The organism is Neoroseomonas soli (assembly GCF_018129065.1).
Lineage (GTDB): Bacteria > Pseudomonadota > Alphaproteobacteria > Acetobacterales > Acetobacteraceae > Neoroseomonas > Neoroseomonas soli.
On the sequence record NZ_JAAEDM010000043.1, the window covers coordinates 1 to 14,123 of the forward strand.

Here is a 14,123-nt window from a genome sequence, read left to right on the forward strand (position 1 = left end):
CACGGGGCGGCGCCGGGCGCAGCACCGCGCGCTCGAGGCGCAGCGTGCCCTCGTCGAACGTCGCGTCGGCCTCCAGGGCCGCGAGCGGGATGCGCCCCCGATCGCCAAGGTCGATGACCCCCGCGCCGACGCGCAGCCGCGCCAGCGCCATCGAGGGGATTCGCAGCCCTTCGAGCCTGACATCCAGCGCCAGCGAGGCCGGCGCATCGAGTGCCGCGAGCGGGCCGAGCGGCGGCGCGGCCCGGGCGAGTGCCGCCGGGCGGATCGCCGGCAGGGAGAAGGTCACTTGCCCGCGCCGCGTCCGCCCATCCAGCATCCCGTCGATGCGCAGCGGCACCCGCTCCTGCGCCAGCGAGACTGCCCCCACCCCGGCCAGGTCAAGCCCTCCGCCCTCCCGCCGCGTCAGGGCGAGCGAGACCACATCGGCCGTCCAATTGCGGCCCAGCGCCGCATCGGCGACGACCAGCCGCGTCTCCCGCAGGCGCACGCGGCGCAGGGCAGCGAGCGGCGTGTCGTCGGAGGGCGGCTGCATCAGCTCGGCAAAGGTCGCGAGCAGCACCGCCCCGCCGTCATCCGCGGCCGGCGCTGCCGGCTGCCCCTCGCCCAACGAGCCGAGGTCCAGGGCGAAGCTGCCGTCCGCCCCGCGCACCGCAGTGAGGCTGAGGCCGCTCAGTTCCAGCATGCGCGGCGCCACCACGCCGCGCAGCAGCCAGGGCAGCGAAAGCGACAGCATGGCGTCCGGCAGTTCCGCCCGCACCAAGCCGTCCCCGTCCACCGCGCGCACCTGGCGCAAGGTGATCTCGATCGGCGAGGCGTGCCCCTGCCGCCAGCCCGCCCAGGCGATGGCGGCATCGCCGATCTCGAGTCGCGTCGCCCCCCGGTTGAGGGTCTGTTCCACCTGCCGGGCAAGCCAGGGCATCGAGAGCGGCTCCTGCTCCAGCCGCCAGGCCAGGGCACCGAGGCCGAGGCCGCCGATCACCACGGCGGCGAGGACCAGACGCATGACACGGCTCAACCAGCGCCCGGCTTGACCGGCGGCGCGCCTCACCTGTTCCCTGCCCGGCCATGCCAGCCTGTTTCGACCCCGCGCGCCTGCCGCGCCCCTTCGACCCCGCAGCCGCTGTCGTGGCGCGGGAACATTTCGCGGATCGCGGCCCGGCGGAGCGCGGATTTGCGGCTTCGGCGGCGGGCGCCGCGTTGCTCGACGCGCTGGGCGGGCACAGCCCCTACCTGGCGGAACTCGCGGTACGCGAATCGGAGGCGCTGCTCGCGCTCGCGGAAGGCGGGCCGGACGAGGCCTTCGCCCGCGCGCTCGACCCGCTTTCCCGCATCGAGGCGGATACGCCCCGCCCCGCCATCGCCGCAGCCCTGCGGCAGGCCAAGCGCCAGGGCGCGCTGGCGGCGGCGGTCGCGGACATCGCCGGCCTCTGGACGCTGGAACAGGTGACGGGCGCGCTCTCGGACCTCGCGGAGGCGGCGATCGACACCGCCTGCGCGCACCTGCTCCGCGACGCGGCGGCGCGAGGCGAACTCCGCCTCACCGGCGCGTCGCGGGCCGAGCCGCGCATCGTCGGGCGGAATTCCGGCCTCGTCGTGCTTGGCATGGGCAAGCTCGGCGGGCGCGAACTGAACTACTCGTCCGATGTGGACCTCATGGTGCTCTATGACCCTGCCGCGGCAGCCTACCATGCCGACCGGGCGGGGGCGGTCTATGTCCGCATCGCCCGGGATCTGGTGAAGCTGCTCGAGGAACGGACGGCCGACGGTTACGTCTTCCGTACCGATCTCAGGCTGCGACCGGACCCCGCGGCGACGCCGCTCGCCGTCTCCATACCCGGGGCGATCACCTACTACGAGAGCATGGGGCAGAACTGGGAACGCGCCGCCATGATCAAGGCGCGACCGGTGGGCGCCGACCGTGCTGCCGGCGAAGCATTCCTGCGCGAGATCAGGCCCTTCGTCTGGCGGCGGCACCTCGATTTCGCCGCGGTGGCCGACATTCATTCCATCAAGCGGCAGATCCACGCGCACAAGGGCGCCAAGGGTGCTCACGCAACCGTGCAGGTCGAGGGCCATGACGTGAAGCTCGGTCGCGGCGGGATCCGCGAGATCGAGTTCACCGCCCAGGTGCTGCAACTGATCTGGGGCGGGCGGGACCCAGGGCTGCGGAACCCGACGACGATCGGTGCCCTTACGGCGCTCGCCGCCGCCGGCAAGATCGACCGGCAGGCGGTGAAGGACCTCTCCAAGGCCTATGTCTTCCTGCGCAATCTCGAGCACCGGCTGCAGATGGTGGCCGACCGCCAGACGCACCGGATGCCGGAGGACGCCGAGGGCGTGGCGCGCATCGCCTCCTTCCTCGGCTTCCCCGATGTCGAGGCCTTCCGCGCCGCCTTCACCGCCCACATGGAGGAGGTGGAGCGCCACTACGGGAGGATGTTCGAGGAGGAGCCCACCCTCGCCTCGGAGGACGTGAAGGGCAGCCTCGTCTTCACCGGCGTCGAGGACGATCCCGCCACCATCGCGACCCTGCGCGCCATGGGCTACGGCAATCCCTCCGGCGTCGCCGCCATGGTACGCGGCTGGCACCACGGCCACACCCGCGCCACCCGCAGCGAGCGGGCGCGGGAATTGCTGACGGCGCTGATGCCCTCCCTGCTTGGCGCCTTCGCGAGGCAGCGGGATCCGGATTCAGCGCTGGCGCGACTCGACGGCGTCTTCATGCGGCTGGCGGCCGGGGTGCAGGTGCTCAGCCTGATCGCGCGCAACCCGGCGCTGCTCGACCGGTTGGCGGGGATCCTCGGCGCGGCGCCGCAACTGGCGGACCATCTGGCGAACCACACGGCGGCTCTGGAAGGCCTGCTGGTCGGCGCCGGCGGCACGGTCGGCAATGCCGCGACGACCCTGCCCGCGCTGCTGAAGGATGCCCGCCACCTCGAGGAAGCCTTCGAGGCCGCCCGACGCCTGGTGCACGAGGGCAAGTTCGAGATCGACGCCGCAGCATTGGAAGGCTCGATCGACGTCGATGCCGCCGGGGAGGCGCGCAGCGCGCTGGCCGATGCCGCGATCGCCGGGCTGCTGCCGCACGTCACCGCCGCCTTCGCCGAGCGCCACGGCAAGGTGAAGGGCGGCGCGCTCGCGGTGGTCGCCCTCGGCAAGCTCGGCGGGCGGGAGATGCTGCCGGGTTCCGACCTCGACCTGCTGCTGATCTACGACCACGCCGCCGAGGCGGAGATGAGCGAAGGCAAGGCCAAGCGCGGCATGGCGCCGCCCCGGCCGCTGCCGGTCAGCCAGTACTTCACCCGCCTCGCCCACCAGGTGATCGGGGCGATCACCTCGCCCGGCGCCGAGGGCAAGCTCTACGAGGTGGACATGCGGCTGCGGCCATCCGGCTCGAAGGGGCCGGTGGCCGTCTCACTGTCCTCCTTCACGCGCTACCACGCGGAAGAGGCCTGGACCTGGGAGCGCATGGCGCTGACCCGCGCCCGCGTCGTCGCCGCCCCGCCCGGCCTGCGGCGCAAGGTGGAGGCAGCGATCCGCGCCGCCCTGCTGCGCGCCGACACGGTGGACAAGGCCATCCCCGATGCGGTTGCCATGCGCGCCCGCATGCTGCGGGACCTGCCGCCCGACGGCCCATGGGACGTGAAGCTCGGCCGCGGCGGGTTGGTCGAGGTGGAATTCGTCGCCCAGGCACTCCAGTTGGCCCATGCGCGCAAGCATCCATCGGCGTTGGCGACGACGACTCGCCTCGCTCTCTCCCGCCTCGCGGACGCCGGCGTGCTGCCGGCCGAGGAAGCGGCCGCGCTGATCCGCGCCGAGCATCTCTGGCGCACTGTCAGCGGTCTGCTGCGCCTGACCGTCGGCCGCTGGAAGGAGGAGAACCTGCCCGAAAGCGTCGCCGCCGCCCTGCTGCACACGTGCCGGCGCGCGCATCCGGAGGATGCGCCGGTTGACCTCCCCGGGCTCCAGGCACAGATGGCCGAGCGGGCGAACGAGGTCCGCGCGGTGTTCGAACGGCGCCTCGGCCGCCCCGAGATCCAGGGGACCGCGAATGAGTGAACTGGCCGAGGGCAGCAAGGCGCCCGCGTTCAAGATGAAGGCGAGCGGCGGGCGGGAGGTGTCTTCCACCGCGCTCAAGGGCAGGCCCTACCTGCTCTATTTCTACCCGAAGGCGGATACGCCGGGCTGCACGAAGCAGGCCTGTGGCGTGCAGGAAGCGCTGCCCCAACTGGGGAAACTGGGCCTTGAGGTGATCGGCGTCAGCCCCGATCCGATCCCGCCCATCGAGAAGTTCGCACGGAAGTACGGCCTCGAATTCCCGCTCGCCTCGGACGAGGACCACACGGTCGCCGAGGCCTATGGCGTCTGGGTCGAGAAATCCATGTACGGCAGGACCTACATGGGGATGGAGCGTAGTTCCTTCCTCGTCGGCGCCGACGGGAAGATCGCGAGGATCTGGCGCAAGGTGAAGCCCGACGCGCACGCCGCGCAGGTGCTGGAAGCCGCGGCCGCCCTGTAGGGCGGCCTCGTCGTCAGTTGAGGCCCTGGGCCGTGGCGATCTGGCGGAAGACATCTTCCGCCTCCTTGAAGGTCTCCTCGGCGCGGGTCTTCATCACCGGGTCGGCGAAGCGGTCCGGGTGGAAGCGCAGGCGGAAGGCGCGGCGGGCGGCGTCCACCAGCCAGACCGGCGCCGTCTCGGCCAGGTGGACGCGGCGCAACAGCCCGTTTCCGCGTGACGGCAGGGCCTCCGTCGCCAAGGCGCGCTCGGCGGCGGAGGCGCGCGCCTCCGCCTCGCGCACGCGCCGCTCCATGGCCTCGAGCCGGCTCTGCAGTGCGACGATCTTCAATTCGCGCTCGCTCGCCGCCACCTCCGGCGCCGGCCCGGCGCCGATGCCTGGGCCGGTGCGGGCGAAGGCCAGCAACTGCGCGACCCGGCGGGCGGCGGAAACGGCAACAGCAACGTCGCGCCGGTCCAGTTCGCCCTGGATGAATTCGAGCAATTCGCATTCCTCGGGATGCGCTTCAGCGACCTCGAGGAGGCGCGATGAAGGCCAGTTGCTCATCGCCTTCCGGTTGGAAAGCAGCGCGGATGCAGACATCACGGCCACTTTGGATCCCCTGATCTAATTTTTAATCGGTAACACTCACGGCTTCGCGATTCCAGAAACTCCTGGTTGGTCCGTTGCAGCTTCGGGTTGCGGTCCATTCGCGAGGCGTCGGGAAATTCGCCTCAGGACAGCTTTTCGATCTCGGCGAAGACGGCTTCCGCCCGCTTGAAGACGTCCTCCGCCCGGCGTCGCCGTGCCGAATCGTTATGGGCGTCGGGATGGTAGCGGCGGCGAAAGGCGCGGCGCACCTCCGCGACGAGCCAGGCCGGGGCATTCGGGGTCAGGTAGACCCGGCGGTGTGGGCCGGGCTCTCCGACCGCCTCGCAGGCGGGTGGCCGTGCCGCGAGGGCGGCCTCGGCGGCCCGCAGGCGCGCCCGGAGATCCTCGATCTCGGTGGCCGCGGCGGCCAGCAGCAGGCGAAGTTCGCCGGCAGGTGCGTCGGGCGCGAGGCCCTCCTGCATGCGGCTCAGCCGAGCCCGCAGGGCGATGGCGCGCTGGCCAGGGCGCAGCGCGGCTTCCGCCAACAGCGCCGCCAGCACCTTGCGGTCAGCCGCATGCAGCGCCGCCTGCTCGGCCAGCTGTTCCAGCGGCCATTCGCGGAACGGCCTGTCGGTCTCCATCGGCCCCTTCCGGTGCTTCCCCGTCCTCTCGCATGGCCGGGTTAATTCGCTGCTGACGGCGCCGGCTTTCTGCCCGGCTGCCAATGCGCAAGACTGCGCGCGACGACCATCCGGGAGGAAATCCATGACGAATCCGATCACGCTGCGACGGCGGCCGCTGCTGGCCGCTGCGGCGACTGTGCTGGCCGCGCCGGCTGCCCGCGCCCAGGCGGCGCCCTGGCCGAACCGGCCCGTCCGCATCGTCGTGCCCTTCCCCCCGGGCGGGTCCAACGACGTCGTGGCGCGGCCGCTCGCGGAGCGGCTCCAGCAGCGGCTCGGCCAGCCGGTGGTGATCGAGAACCGCGCCGGCGCCGGTGGCGCCATCGGCGCGACATCCGTCGCGCAGTCGGCGGCCGATGGCTACACGCTGATGGTCTCCTCCTCCTCCTTCGCCACGACCTCGATCGCGCAGCGCGTGCCGTGGGGGGTGCTGGAGAACTTCACGCCGGTCGCGCTGCTGGCGCGATCGCCCTTCATCGTGATCGTGAACAACGACCTTCCGGTGCGCAGCGTGCAGGACCTGGTGCGCATCGCGCGCGAGCGGCCGGGCTCGATCGACTACGGCACCTCCGGGCCGGGCGGGATCAACCACTTCGTTACCGAGTACTTCTCGCAGCGCGCCAATATCCGGATGAACCACGTGCCGTATCGCGGCACGGGTCCGGCGGTGACCGACCTCGTCGCCGGCCATATCCAGCTGATGATCACCACCATGCCGAGCGCGGCCGGCGTGGTGCGCGACGGGCGCGTCCGGCTGCTCGCCTACAGCGCAGAGGGTGCGCCGGAAGGGGCGCCGCCGGCGCCGCTCGTGAAGGCGAGCGGCCTCGACTACGACGTCGACATCTGGTGGGGCCTCTTCGCGCCGCGCGGTCTGCCGGCGCCGATCCTCGAGCGCCTGAACGCCGAGGCCAACACCGCGCTGCGCGACCCCGACATGGCCCGGCTGTACCAGGGCGAGGGCGCCCGCCCCTCCCCCATCACGCCCGGCCAGTTCACCGAGTTGCTGCGCACCGACATCGCCCGCTGGCGACAGGTGGGCGAGATGTCGAACATCCGGCTCGATTGAGGAAGACCATGGGCGGCATCCACCGAAAGCAGTTCGACCCCGCCGCACGCGGCGCCATGGACGGCGTGCGCGTCGTGGACCTCTCGCGCCTGGTCGCGGGCAACGTCCTGACCAAGGTCTTCTCCGACCACGGGGCCGAGGTGGTAAAGGTGGAGCCGCCCGAGGGCGACACGCTGCGCGCCTGGCGCGTCGGCGGCGTCGAGACCTCGTGGAAGACGATCTGCCGCAACAAGAAGTCGGTCTGCCTCGACCTCAAGCGGCCGGAAGGCATCGCCACGGTGAAGGCGCTGGTGAAGGACGCCGCGATGTTCGTGGAATCCTTCCGCCCCGGCGTGCTGGAGGCGATGGGCCTGCCACCTGCGGCACTGCTGGAGATCAACCCGCGCCTGGTGATCGTGCGCATCTCCGGCTGGGGCCAGGACGGTCCCTTCCAGCACAAGCCGGGCTTCGGCACGCTGGTCGAGGGCTATTCCGGCTTCGCCGCCGTCAACGGCTTCGACGATCGCGAGCCGGTCCTGCCGCCGATGTTCATGGGCGACGCCTATGCCGGTCTCTATGGCGCCTCGGTCGCGATGATCGCGCTGCGCCACGCGGAGGCCGGCGGCGGCGGGCAGGTGCTGGACGTCTCGCTGTTCGAGCCGCTGTTCAGCGTGATGGAGCCGCAGATCGCGAACTGGCGCATCACGCAGAAACGCAAGCCGCGCACGGGCAGCCGGTCCACCAACACTTCCCCGCGCAACGCCTATCGCACCAGCGATGGCGGCTGGGTGTGCCTGTCGGCATCGACCCAGGGCATGACGGAGAAGCTGTTCCGCTCCATCGGGCGCGAGGACATGATCACGGACCCGCGCTTCGTGAACAATCCGGCCCGGCTGCAGCACTGGCGGGAACTCGACGCCATCATCGGCGGCTGGATCGCCGAGCGCACGCTCGAGGAGAACCTCGCGCATTTCGACAAGGCCGGCGTGACCATCGGGCCGATCATGGATACCGCTATGCTCGAACGGGACCGCTACGCGATCGAGCGCGAGGCGCTGATCGAGGTGCCGGACGAGGACATGCCCGGCGGATGGCTGCCGATGCACGGGCTGGTGCCGCGACTGTCCGGCACGCCCGGGATCCTCGCGCGGCCGGCGCCGCGCATCGGCGAGCACAATGACGAGATCCTGGCGCCGGTGCTCGGGGCCGGGGAAGTGGCGCGGCTGCGAGCGGACGGGGTCGTGCGCGAGAAGGCGAAGTAAGGCCGGGGGCGCCGCCCCCGGACCCCCGCCGGGGAGGCGACGGCCTCCCCGGGCCCCTGCGGGAACTTCAGAAGGACAATTGGACCTTCATGGCGCGGGAACGGTCAGCTGCCAGGTCGAAGGCCTCGCGGGCGCGCTCGACAGGGAATTGCGCGGTCAGCAGGGGGGCGACATCGACGGCGCGGCGGGCGAGCGTCTCCACAGCCAGGACGAATTCCTCGTGGAAGCGGAAGGTGCCGCGCCAGGTGATCTCCTTCGCGGCCAGCACCGAGAGCGGCATCGTCGCATCGCCGCCGACGCCGATCTGCACCAGCGTGCCGCGCGGCCGCAGCACCGGCAGGATGGCCAGCACCGCCGCCGGACTGCCGGAGGCCTCGAAGGCGACATCGAACCAGCCCTTCTCAGCCGCGAAGGGCGCCAAGGCATCCGGCACTCCGCCCACCGCGACGAAACGGTCCGCGCCCATGGCGCGCGCGACCTTCTCCGGCGCCGTGGTCAGGTCGGTCGCCACGATCTCCCGCGCGCCAGCGAGCCGCGCCGCGGCGACGGCCAGCGCGCCGATCGGGCCGGCGCCGGTCACCAGAACGCGGCGGCCAAGCAAAGGCCCCGCCTGCCGCACGGCATGGAGGCAGACCGAGAGCGGTTCGGCGAAGGCGGCGGTCGTGACATCGAGGCCATCCGGCAACGGCACCGCCTGCGCGGCCTCGCAGACCAGCGCCTCGCGGAAACCGCCATCCACATGCGGGTCGCGCATCGCGCTGCCATAGAAGCGCATGTCGAGGCAGTGCTGCTGATCCCCCGCCTGGCAGAACCGGCAATGGCCGCAGGGCAAGGACGGATTCACCGCCACCGCCTGGCCCGACGCCACAGACCTGACCCCCGCGCCGACGGCCTCCACCAACCCGGCGACCTCATGCCCGAGCACCATCGGGTGGCGCACCCGCACCGTGCCGAAGCCGCCATGCTGGTAGTAGTGCAGGTCGGACCCGCAGATGCCGCCCGCGCGGATGCGCACGCGCACCTGGCCGGGGCCGGGATCCGCGACCGCGCGTTCCTCGACGCGCAAATCGTGTGGCGGATGGATGACGACCGCGCGCATCACGCCACCGGTGTCGGCAGCGGGCGGCCGTCGAAATGGGCTTCAAGGTTCTCTCGCATCAGCGCCCCCATGGCCTTGCGCGTCTCGACCGTGCCCGATGACTGGTGCGGGGAGAGCACGACATTCGGGAAGGTCGCGAAGACCGGGTCGATGCCCGGCTCGTTGTGGAAGACGTCGAGCCCCGCCGCGGCGATGCGGCCGGATTTCAGCGCGGCGATGAGCGCGGCCTCCTCCACGACGGACCCACGCGAGACATTGACGAAGATGGCGCCGGGCTGAAGCGCCGCGATGACCGCGCGGTCCACCAGGCCGACCGTGCCCGCGCCGCCTGCGGCGGAGACGACCAGGATGTCCACATGCGGGGCCAGCGCGGCGGGGCTGGGGTGGAAGGTGTAGGGCACCTCCTTCCGCGTCCGCCCGCTGTAGGCGATGGCCATGCCGAAGCCTTCCGCCCGCCGCGCGATGGCCCGGCCGATCCGCCCGAGGCCGACGATGCCGAGCCGCTTGCCCCAGACACGCGTCGCAAGCCGCATCGGCCCCTGCTTCGCCCAGGTGCCCGAGCGGACATAGGCATCGCCTTCCGGGATGGCACGCGCGGTCGCCAGCAGTAGCGCGAAGGCCATGTCGGCCACGTCCTCGGTGAGCACGTCCGGCGTATTGGTGACGGCCACTCCACGCGCGCGGGCCGCGCCGAGGTCGATCGCGTCCACGCCGACGCCGTAGCAGGAGACGATCTTCGCTTTCGGGCAAGCATCCATCATCGCAGCGTCGGCGCCGAGCTCGCCCTTGGTGGCGATGGCGCGGACGGACGGCCCGTGCTGCGCGAGGAAGCGGGCGCGGTCCGGTGCCTCGTAGAGCAGGTGCAGCGTGAAGCGGCGCGACAGCGCCTCGAGGTCCCAATCCGGCAATACGCCCACCACCAGCAGGCCCGGCTTGTCCATGTGAGCGTCTCCCCCCTAGCCTTTGGCAAGGATCTTACAGGGGGAAATGCCGATGTCGCGTGCGCTGTTCGACCTGACCGGGCGCCTGGCGCTGGTCACGGGATCGAGTCAGGGGATCGGCTACGCCCTGGCGAAGGGGCTCGCGGAGGCCGGCGCCAAGGTGGTGCTGAACGGGCGCGACCCGGCGAAACTCGCGGCGGCCTGCGCGAAACTGGCCGGCCTCGGCATCGCCACCGAGACCGCGGCCTTCGACGTGACCGACCCGGATGCGGTCGAGGCCGGCATCGCCGCGATCGAGGCGGTGCACGGCCCGCTGCACATCCTGGTGGCGAATGCGGGGATCAACCTGCGTGCGCCCTCGGTCGAGATGCCGCCCGAAACCTGGCGGAAGGTGCTGGGGGTGAACCTCGACGGCGTGTGGTTCTGCTGCCAGGCGGCGGGCAAGCGGATGGTCGCGCGCGGGGCCGGCAAGATCATCACCATCTGCTCGGTGCAGAGCGAACTGGGCCGCCCGACCATCGCGCCCTATGCGTCGAGCAAGGGCGCGCTGCGGATGCTGACGCGCACGCTCTGCGCCGAATGGGCAAAGCATGGGGTGAACGTGAACGGCGTCGCGCCCGGCTACTACGACACGGAGCTGACGAGCGCACTGGTGCAGGACCCGGCCTTCACGGACTGGCTGGGCAAGCGAGTGCCGGCCGGGCGCTGGGGGAAGGTGGAGGAGTTGACCGGCGCGACGGTGTTCCTGGCAGCGCCGGCCTCCGATTTCGTCCACGGGCATCTACTGTACGTGGACGGAGGGATGACGGCGGTGGTGTGAGGAAAAACCTCACCAAGGCGGGAAGCCGAGGGCAGCCGCATAATGCTGTTCGAACGCAGCGATGACCTTGCGCGACGGCTGGTTCAGGTTGGTCGGGTTGAGCGTGAAGTCGAGTTCACCCATCGCGCGCTTCAGGCCCCGCGGCCAATCCAAGCCACCGTGTACGCGGAAGCGTTCGGGCGACCTGATCCGCATCGTGATGAACCGGTTGCCGCGAATGTTCATCAGTCGTGCCGCCTCGATCGCATTCCAGGGAACGACCTGCCCCGTGAGGCGTTCATCGAGCATCCCGCTACGGTCGATGATGACGCGGCGGGGCTGCCCCAGAATGCGGGCGATCCCGATAATGCAGAAGATGAGCGAGCAACCGACGACGGCCCAGGCGACGATCAGCTTCAGCCCCGTCGCAACGGCAGTCGTTGCAGCGCCAACGAGAAGGCACCCGAGAAAGAAGACGAGCCCCAGGACGAATTTCCAGCGTGCCTCGCGCGCCTCGAACCGTCCGGGCGCGCTTCGATTCATACGCCCGCCCTGCTGATCAGCTTCCGAGCCCGATCGACGATCGGCTTGTCGATCATGTCCCCTTCGAAGGCGACCGCCCCCTTCCCTTCCGCCAGCGCCGCCTCGAAGGCCGCGACCAGCCGCTTGGCGCGTTCCACTTCTTCCGGTCGCGCGCCGTACTCCTCATTGATGATCGGCACCTGGGAAGGATGAACACACGACGCACAGGCAAAGCCGATGGCGCGCGACCGCCGCAGCATGGCGCGATAGCCGTCGAGATCCTTCAGCCCCGCCACCGTGCCGATGAAGCCGAGCGGCAACACGCCCGCCGCCCGCGCCGCCACCAGCCCCATGCGCTTGGGCAGGTCGAGCGCATCCGGCGTCGGTTCGGCGCCGAGGTCCGTCGCCAAATCCTCCCCGCCCACGCCGAGCGCCACCACCCGCGGATCAGCCGCGGCGATGGATTGCGCGTGGGCGAGCGCGGGCGCGTCCTCCACCAGCACGACGAAGCGGACGGACCCGATCGGGCGTCCTGCCTCGGCTTCCGATTCCGCCGTCAGTTCGGACAGGAGGCGCACATGGTCCGCGCCCATCATCTTGGTGCAGACCAGCGCGTCCGCCCCGGCAGCGACAGCCGCGGCGATGTCCTGCACCGCCATGCGCAGCGGGCGGTTGATGCGCACCAGCACCTCCGCGCCGTTCCGCCGCACGCTGGCAACCGAGCCCGGCAGGCCCGCGCGCGCCGCCGCCTTGGCATCGGGCGCGACACCGTCCTCAAGGTCGAGGATCACCGCATCCGCGCCGCGCTCATGGGCCTTGGCGACGAACTTCTCGGCGCTCGCCGGCACATAGAGCAGCGAACGCCAGGTCGGGAGGTCACGCGTCATTTCGGCGGATGTTCCTTGCGCCAGTGGCGGGCGATGTCCACGCGGCGCATCACCGCGACGCGTGGATGGTTGGCGATCCAGTCGAGCAGTTTCGCCAGGCCCATCGCCCGGCCCGGATGCGCGATGATGCGGTTGTGCAGCCCGAAGGAGAGCATGCGTGGCGGGTCCTCCCGCAGCACGCACTCGATCGCGTCGCGCATGTAGTCGAAATACTCGGTGCCGGAGGTCATGCCCATGCGCGGGAAGCGCACGTCATTGTGCGTGAGAGAGTACGGCACCACCAGCACGTCGCGACCGCCACACTTCACCCAATATGGGATCTCGTCGTCATAGGCGTCGCTGTCGTATTCGTAACCCGCCTCCAGCAACAGGCGGCGCGTGTGCATCGACGGCGCGTAGCGCGTGTACCAGCCCGCCGGGCGTTCGCCGATGCAGCGGGTGATGAGGTCCGTCGCTTCCGCGATGCGGGCGCGTTCGGTCGCCTCGTCGAAGGCATTGTGCATCTCCCAGCGCATGCCATGGCCGGCAACGTCCCAGCCGGCCTCGCGCATCGCGGCGCAGGCTTCGGGGTTGCGTTCCAGCGCGCGCGCCACGGCAAAGACCGTGCAGGGCAGGTTCCGCTTCGTGAAGATGCGGTGCAGCCGCCAGAACCCGGCGCGGCTGCCGTAGGTGAACATGGACTCCGCGCCCATGTCGCGGCCCTTGAAGGGTGCGGTGCTGCCCTCGGTCAGCGCGTTCTCGCTGTTCGCATCGCCATCGGGGACGGCGTATTCGCCGCCTTCCTCGTAGTTGATGACGAAGTTGCAGACGACATGCGCCCCGCCCGGCCAGCGCGGATCCGGCGGATTGCGGCCGTAGCCGATGAAGTCGCGGGCGCGGCCGGCTTCCTCGTCCGTCATGGCAAAGCCTCCGAACCGGGAACGATGCCCTTGGGCAGCGACGCGGCGTAGCGGGCGACCTCGCCGGGCCGCGCGAGCCACAGGCGGTCGCGATGGGACAGGATGTGCCGCAGCGCATCGCGCAGCGCGCGCAGCCGGAATGGCTGGCCGACGATGAAGGGGTGCAGCACCACCGAACAGACCAGCGGACGCTTCTTCGACTGCTCCAGCATCTCGTCGAACTGGTCCACGACCATCTCGGCGAATTGCCGCCCCGTATGCTGGCGGAAGACCTGCGCCGGGCTGTCGTTCAACTCGATCGAATACGGCACGGACAGGATCGGCCCTGATCGTGTCTTCATCCAGAAGGGCTGGTCGTCCGCGGGCCAGTCCATGACGTAGGAGAATCCCTCCTCCTTCAGCAGGTCGAGCGTCACCGCCGACTGCGCGATGTAGGGCCCGAGCCAGCCCTGCGGCGCGACACCCGCATGGCGGGTGATGGCGTCGCGGCTTTCGGCGATCAGCCGGCGTTCGTCCTCCTCCCACATGCCGTCCTGGCGTTCGGCATTGGTACGGCCATGGCCGATGAACTCGTCGCCGCGCGCCTTCAGGGCCGGGGCGATCTCCGGACACGCATCGAGCACCGCGCCGTTGACGTTGTGCGCGCAGGGGATCTCGAGCTCGTCCAGCATGTCGAGCATGTTCCACAGCCCGACGCGGTTGCCGTAGTCGCGCCAGGCGTAGTTGCGCTGGCCCTGCGGCGCCGCGGCGCCGGTGCTGTCCGAACCGAGGCCCGCGCGGAAGGCGAAGGCCTCGATGTTGTTGCACACCACCAGCGCGAGCCGCGTTCCGTTCGGCCATTCATAGGTCGGCCGTTGCGGGATGGCGCTATGGGCGTAGCGCCCATGGCCAGGGAGCTTCAT

At 70.9% G+C, this 14,123-nt stretch carries 13 protein-coding genes and 1 pseudogene; 5 read left to right on the plus strand and 9 right to left on the minus strand.

The features are described from left to right. A pseudogene (locus GXW76_RS15185) lies at positions 1-1,003 on the minus strand (hypothetical protein); the annotation flags it as partial. Positions 1,004-1,065: 62 nt separating this feature from the next. Here GXW76_RS15185 and GXW76_RS15190 point away from each other — a divergent pair. Both GXW76_RS15190 and bcp read left to right on the plus strand, forming a co-directional pair. After that, the gene (locus GXW76_RS15190) at positions 1,066-4,059 is read left to right on the plus strand and encodes a bifunctional [glutamine synthetase] adenylyltransferase/[glutamine synthetase]-adenylyl-L-tyrosine phosphorylase (RefSeq protein ID WP_211862933.1); all 2,994 of its coding nucleotides are present in this window, start codon (positions 1,066-1,068) and stop codon (positions 4,057-4,059) included. Next, the gene (bcp, locus tag GXW76_RS15195; RefSeq protein WP_211862934.1) at positions 4,052-4,519 is read left to right on the plus strand and encodes a thioredoxin-dependent thiol peroxidase; all 468 of its coding nucleotides are present in this window, start codon (positions 4,052-4,054) and stop codon (positions 4,517-4,519) included. The genes GXW76_RS15190 and bcp overlap by 8 nt, the downstream gene beginning before the upstream one ends. A 13-nt stretch (positions 4,520-4,532) precedes the next feature. Here the strand turns inward: bcp and GXW76_RS15200 are convergent, their stop codons facing one another. Both GXW76_RS15200 and GXW76_RS15205 read right to left on the minus strand, forming a co-directional pair. Continuing rightward, complete coding sequence (locus tag GXW76_RS15200) at positions 4,533-5,102, minus strand: hypothetical protein (protein ID WP_211862935.1); 570 nt, start codon at positions 5,100-5,102, stop codon at positions 4,533-4,535. A 128-nt stretch (positions 5,103-5,230) separates the two neighbouring features. After that, positions 5,231-5,728 carry a hypothetical protein gene (locus GXW76_RS15205; RefSeq protein WP_211862936.1) on the minus strand — a complete coding sequence of 166 codons (498 nt, stop codon included), beginning with the start codon at positions 5,726-5,728 and terminating at the stop codon, positions 5,231-5,233. Positions 5,729-5,852: 124 nt separating this feature from the next. On the opposite strand from GXW76_RS15205, the gene GXW76_RS15210 reads away from it, so the two are divergent. After that, entirely contained in the window at positions 5,853-6,833 is a 981-nt protein-coding gene (locus tag GXW76_RS15210; protein ID WP_211862937.1) for a tripartite tricarboxylate transporter substrate-binding protein, read from the plus strand. An 8-nt stretch (positions 6,834-6,841) separates the two neighbouring features. Beyond that, entirely contained in the window at positions 6,842-8,074 is a 1,233-nt protein-coding gene (locus GXW76_RS15215) for a CaiB/BaiF CoA transferase family protein (protein WP_211862938.1), read from the plus strand. Between the two features lie 67 nt (positions 8,075-8,141). On the opposite strand, the gene GXW76_RS15220 is transcribed toward GXW76_RS15215, so the two are convergent. Next, the gene (locus GXW76_RS15220; protein ID WP_211862939.1) at positions 8,142-9,173 is read right to left on the minus strand and encodes an L-idonate 5-dehydrogenase; all 1,032 of its coding nucleotides are present in this window, start codon (positions 9,171-9,173) and stop codon (positions 8,142-8,144) included. Continuing rightward, a complete protein-coding gene (locus tag GXW76_RS15225; RefSeq protein ID WP_211862940.1) occupies positions 9,173-10,114 on the minus strand; it encodes a 2-hydroxyacid dehydrogenase in 942 nt (313 codons plus the stop codon). Before GXW76_RS15225 ends, GXW76_RS15220 begins: the two co-directional genes overlap by 1 nt. A 52-nt stretch (positions 10,115-10,166) precedes the next feature. Here GXW76_RS15225 and GXW76_RS15230 point away from each other — a divergent pair, with 52 nt between their 5' ends. Then, positions 10,167-10,934, plus strand: coding sequence for an SDR family oxidoreductase (locus GXW76_RS15230; protein ID WP_211862941.1), 768 nt, complete (start codon positions 10,167-10,169; stop codon positions 10,932-10,934). A gap of 9 nt (positions 10,935-10,943) precedes the next feature. Here GXW76_RS15230 and GXW76_RS15235 read toward each other — a convergent pair whose 3' ends face one another. From GXW76_RS15235 to GXW76_RS15250, 4 genes are read right to left on the minus strand one after another with little or no spacing between them, the layout of a single operon-like run. Further along, a complete protein-coding gene (locus tag GXW76_RS15235) occupies positions 10,944-11,456 on the minus strand; it encodes a hypothetical protein (protein WP_211862942.1) in 513 nt (170 codons plus the stop codon). Continuing rightward, on the minus strand, positions 11,453-12,322 hold the full coding sequence (locus tag GXW76_RS15240; protein ID WP_211862943.1) for an HpcH/HpaI aldolase/citrate lyase family protein: 870 nt from the start codon (positions 12,320-12,322) through the stop codon (positions 11,453-11,455). The genes GXW76_RS15235 and GXW76_RS15240 overlap by 4 nt, the downstream gene beginning before the upstream one ends. Further along, positions 12,319-13,221, minus strand: coding sequence for a polysaccharide deacetylase family protein (locus GXW76_RS15245; RefSeq protein ID WP_211862944.1), 903 nt, complete (start codon positions 13,219-13,221; stop codon positions 12,319-12,321). The genes GXW76_RS15240 and GXW76_RS15245 overlap by 4 nt, the downstream gene beginning before the upstream one ends. Beyond that, positions 13,218-14,123, minus strand: a complete 906-nt coding sequence (locus tag GXW76_RS15250) for a polysaccharide deacetylase family protein (protein ID WP_211862945.1) — start codon at positions 14,121-14,123, stop codon at positions 13,218-13,220. The genes GXW76_RS15245 and GXW76_RS15250 overlap by 4 nt, the downstream gene beginning before the upstream one ends.

Excerpts from the sequence above, each read along its gene's own strand:
- GXW76_RS15190 (WP_211862933.1), top strand. The coding sequence starts at position 1,066 with ATGCCAGCCTGTTTCGACCCCGCGCGCCTGCCGCGCCCCTTCGACCCC.
- bcp (WP_211862934.1), top strand. The coding sequence starts at position 4,052 with ATGAGTGAACTGGCCGAGGGCAGCAAGGCGCCCGCGTTCAAGATGAAG.
- GXW76_RS15205 (WP_211862936.1), bottom strand. The coding sequence starts at position 5,728 with ATGGAGACCGACAGGCCGTTCCGCGAATGGCCGCTGGAACAGCTGGCC.
- GXW76_RS15210 (WP_211862937.1), top strand. The coding sequence starts at position 5,853 with ATGACGAATCCGATCACGCTGCGACGGCGGCCGCTGCTGGCCGCTGCG.
- GXW76_RS15215 (WP_211862938.1), top strand. The coding sequence starts at position 6,842 with ATGGGCGGCATCCACCGAAAGCAGTTCGACCCCGCCGCACGCGGCGCC.
- GXW76_RS15220 (WP_211862939.1), bottom strand. The coding sequence starts at position 9,173 with ATGCGCGCGGTCGTCATCCATCCGCCACACGATTTGCGCGTCGAGGAA.
- GXW76_RS15225 (WP_211862940.1), bottom strand. The coding sequence starts at position 10,114 with ATGGACAAGCCGGGCCTGCTGGTGGTGGGCGTATTGCCGGATTGGGAC.
- GXW76_RS15230 (WP_211862941.1), top strand. The coding sequence starts at position 10,167 with ATGTCGCGTGCGCTGTTCGACCTGACCGGGCGCCTGGCGCTGGTCACG.
- GXW76_RS15235 (WP_211862942.1), bottom strand. The coding sequence starts at position 11,456 with ATGAATCGAAGCGCGCCCGGACGGTTCGAGGCGCGCGAGGCACGCTGG.
- GXW76_RS15240 (WP_211862943.1), bottom strand. The coding sequence starts at position 12,322 with ATGACGCGTGACCTCCCGACCTGGCGTTCGCTGCTCTATGTGCCGGCG.
- GXW76_RS15245 (WP_211862944.1), bottom strand. The coding sequence starts at position 13,221 with ATGACGGACGAGGAAGCCGGCCGCGCCCGCGACTTCATCGGCTACGGC.
- GXW76_RS15250 (WP_211862945.1), bottom strand. The coding sequence starts at position 14,123 with ATGAAGCTCCCTGGCCATGGGCGCTACGCCCATAGCGCCATCCCGCAA.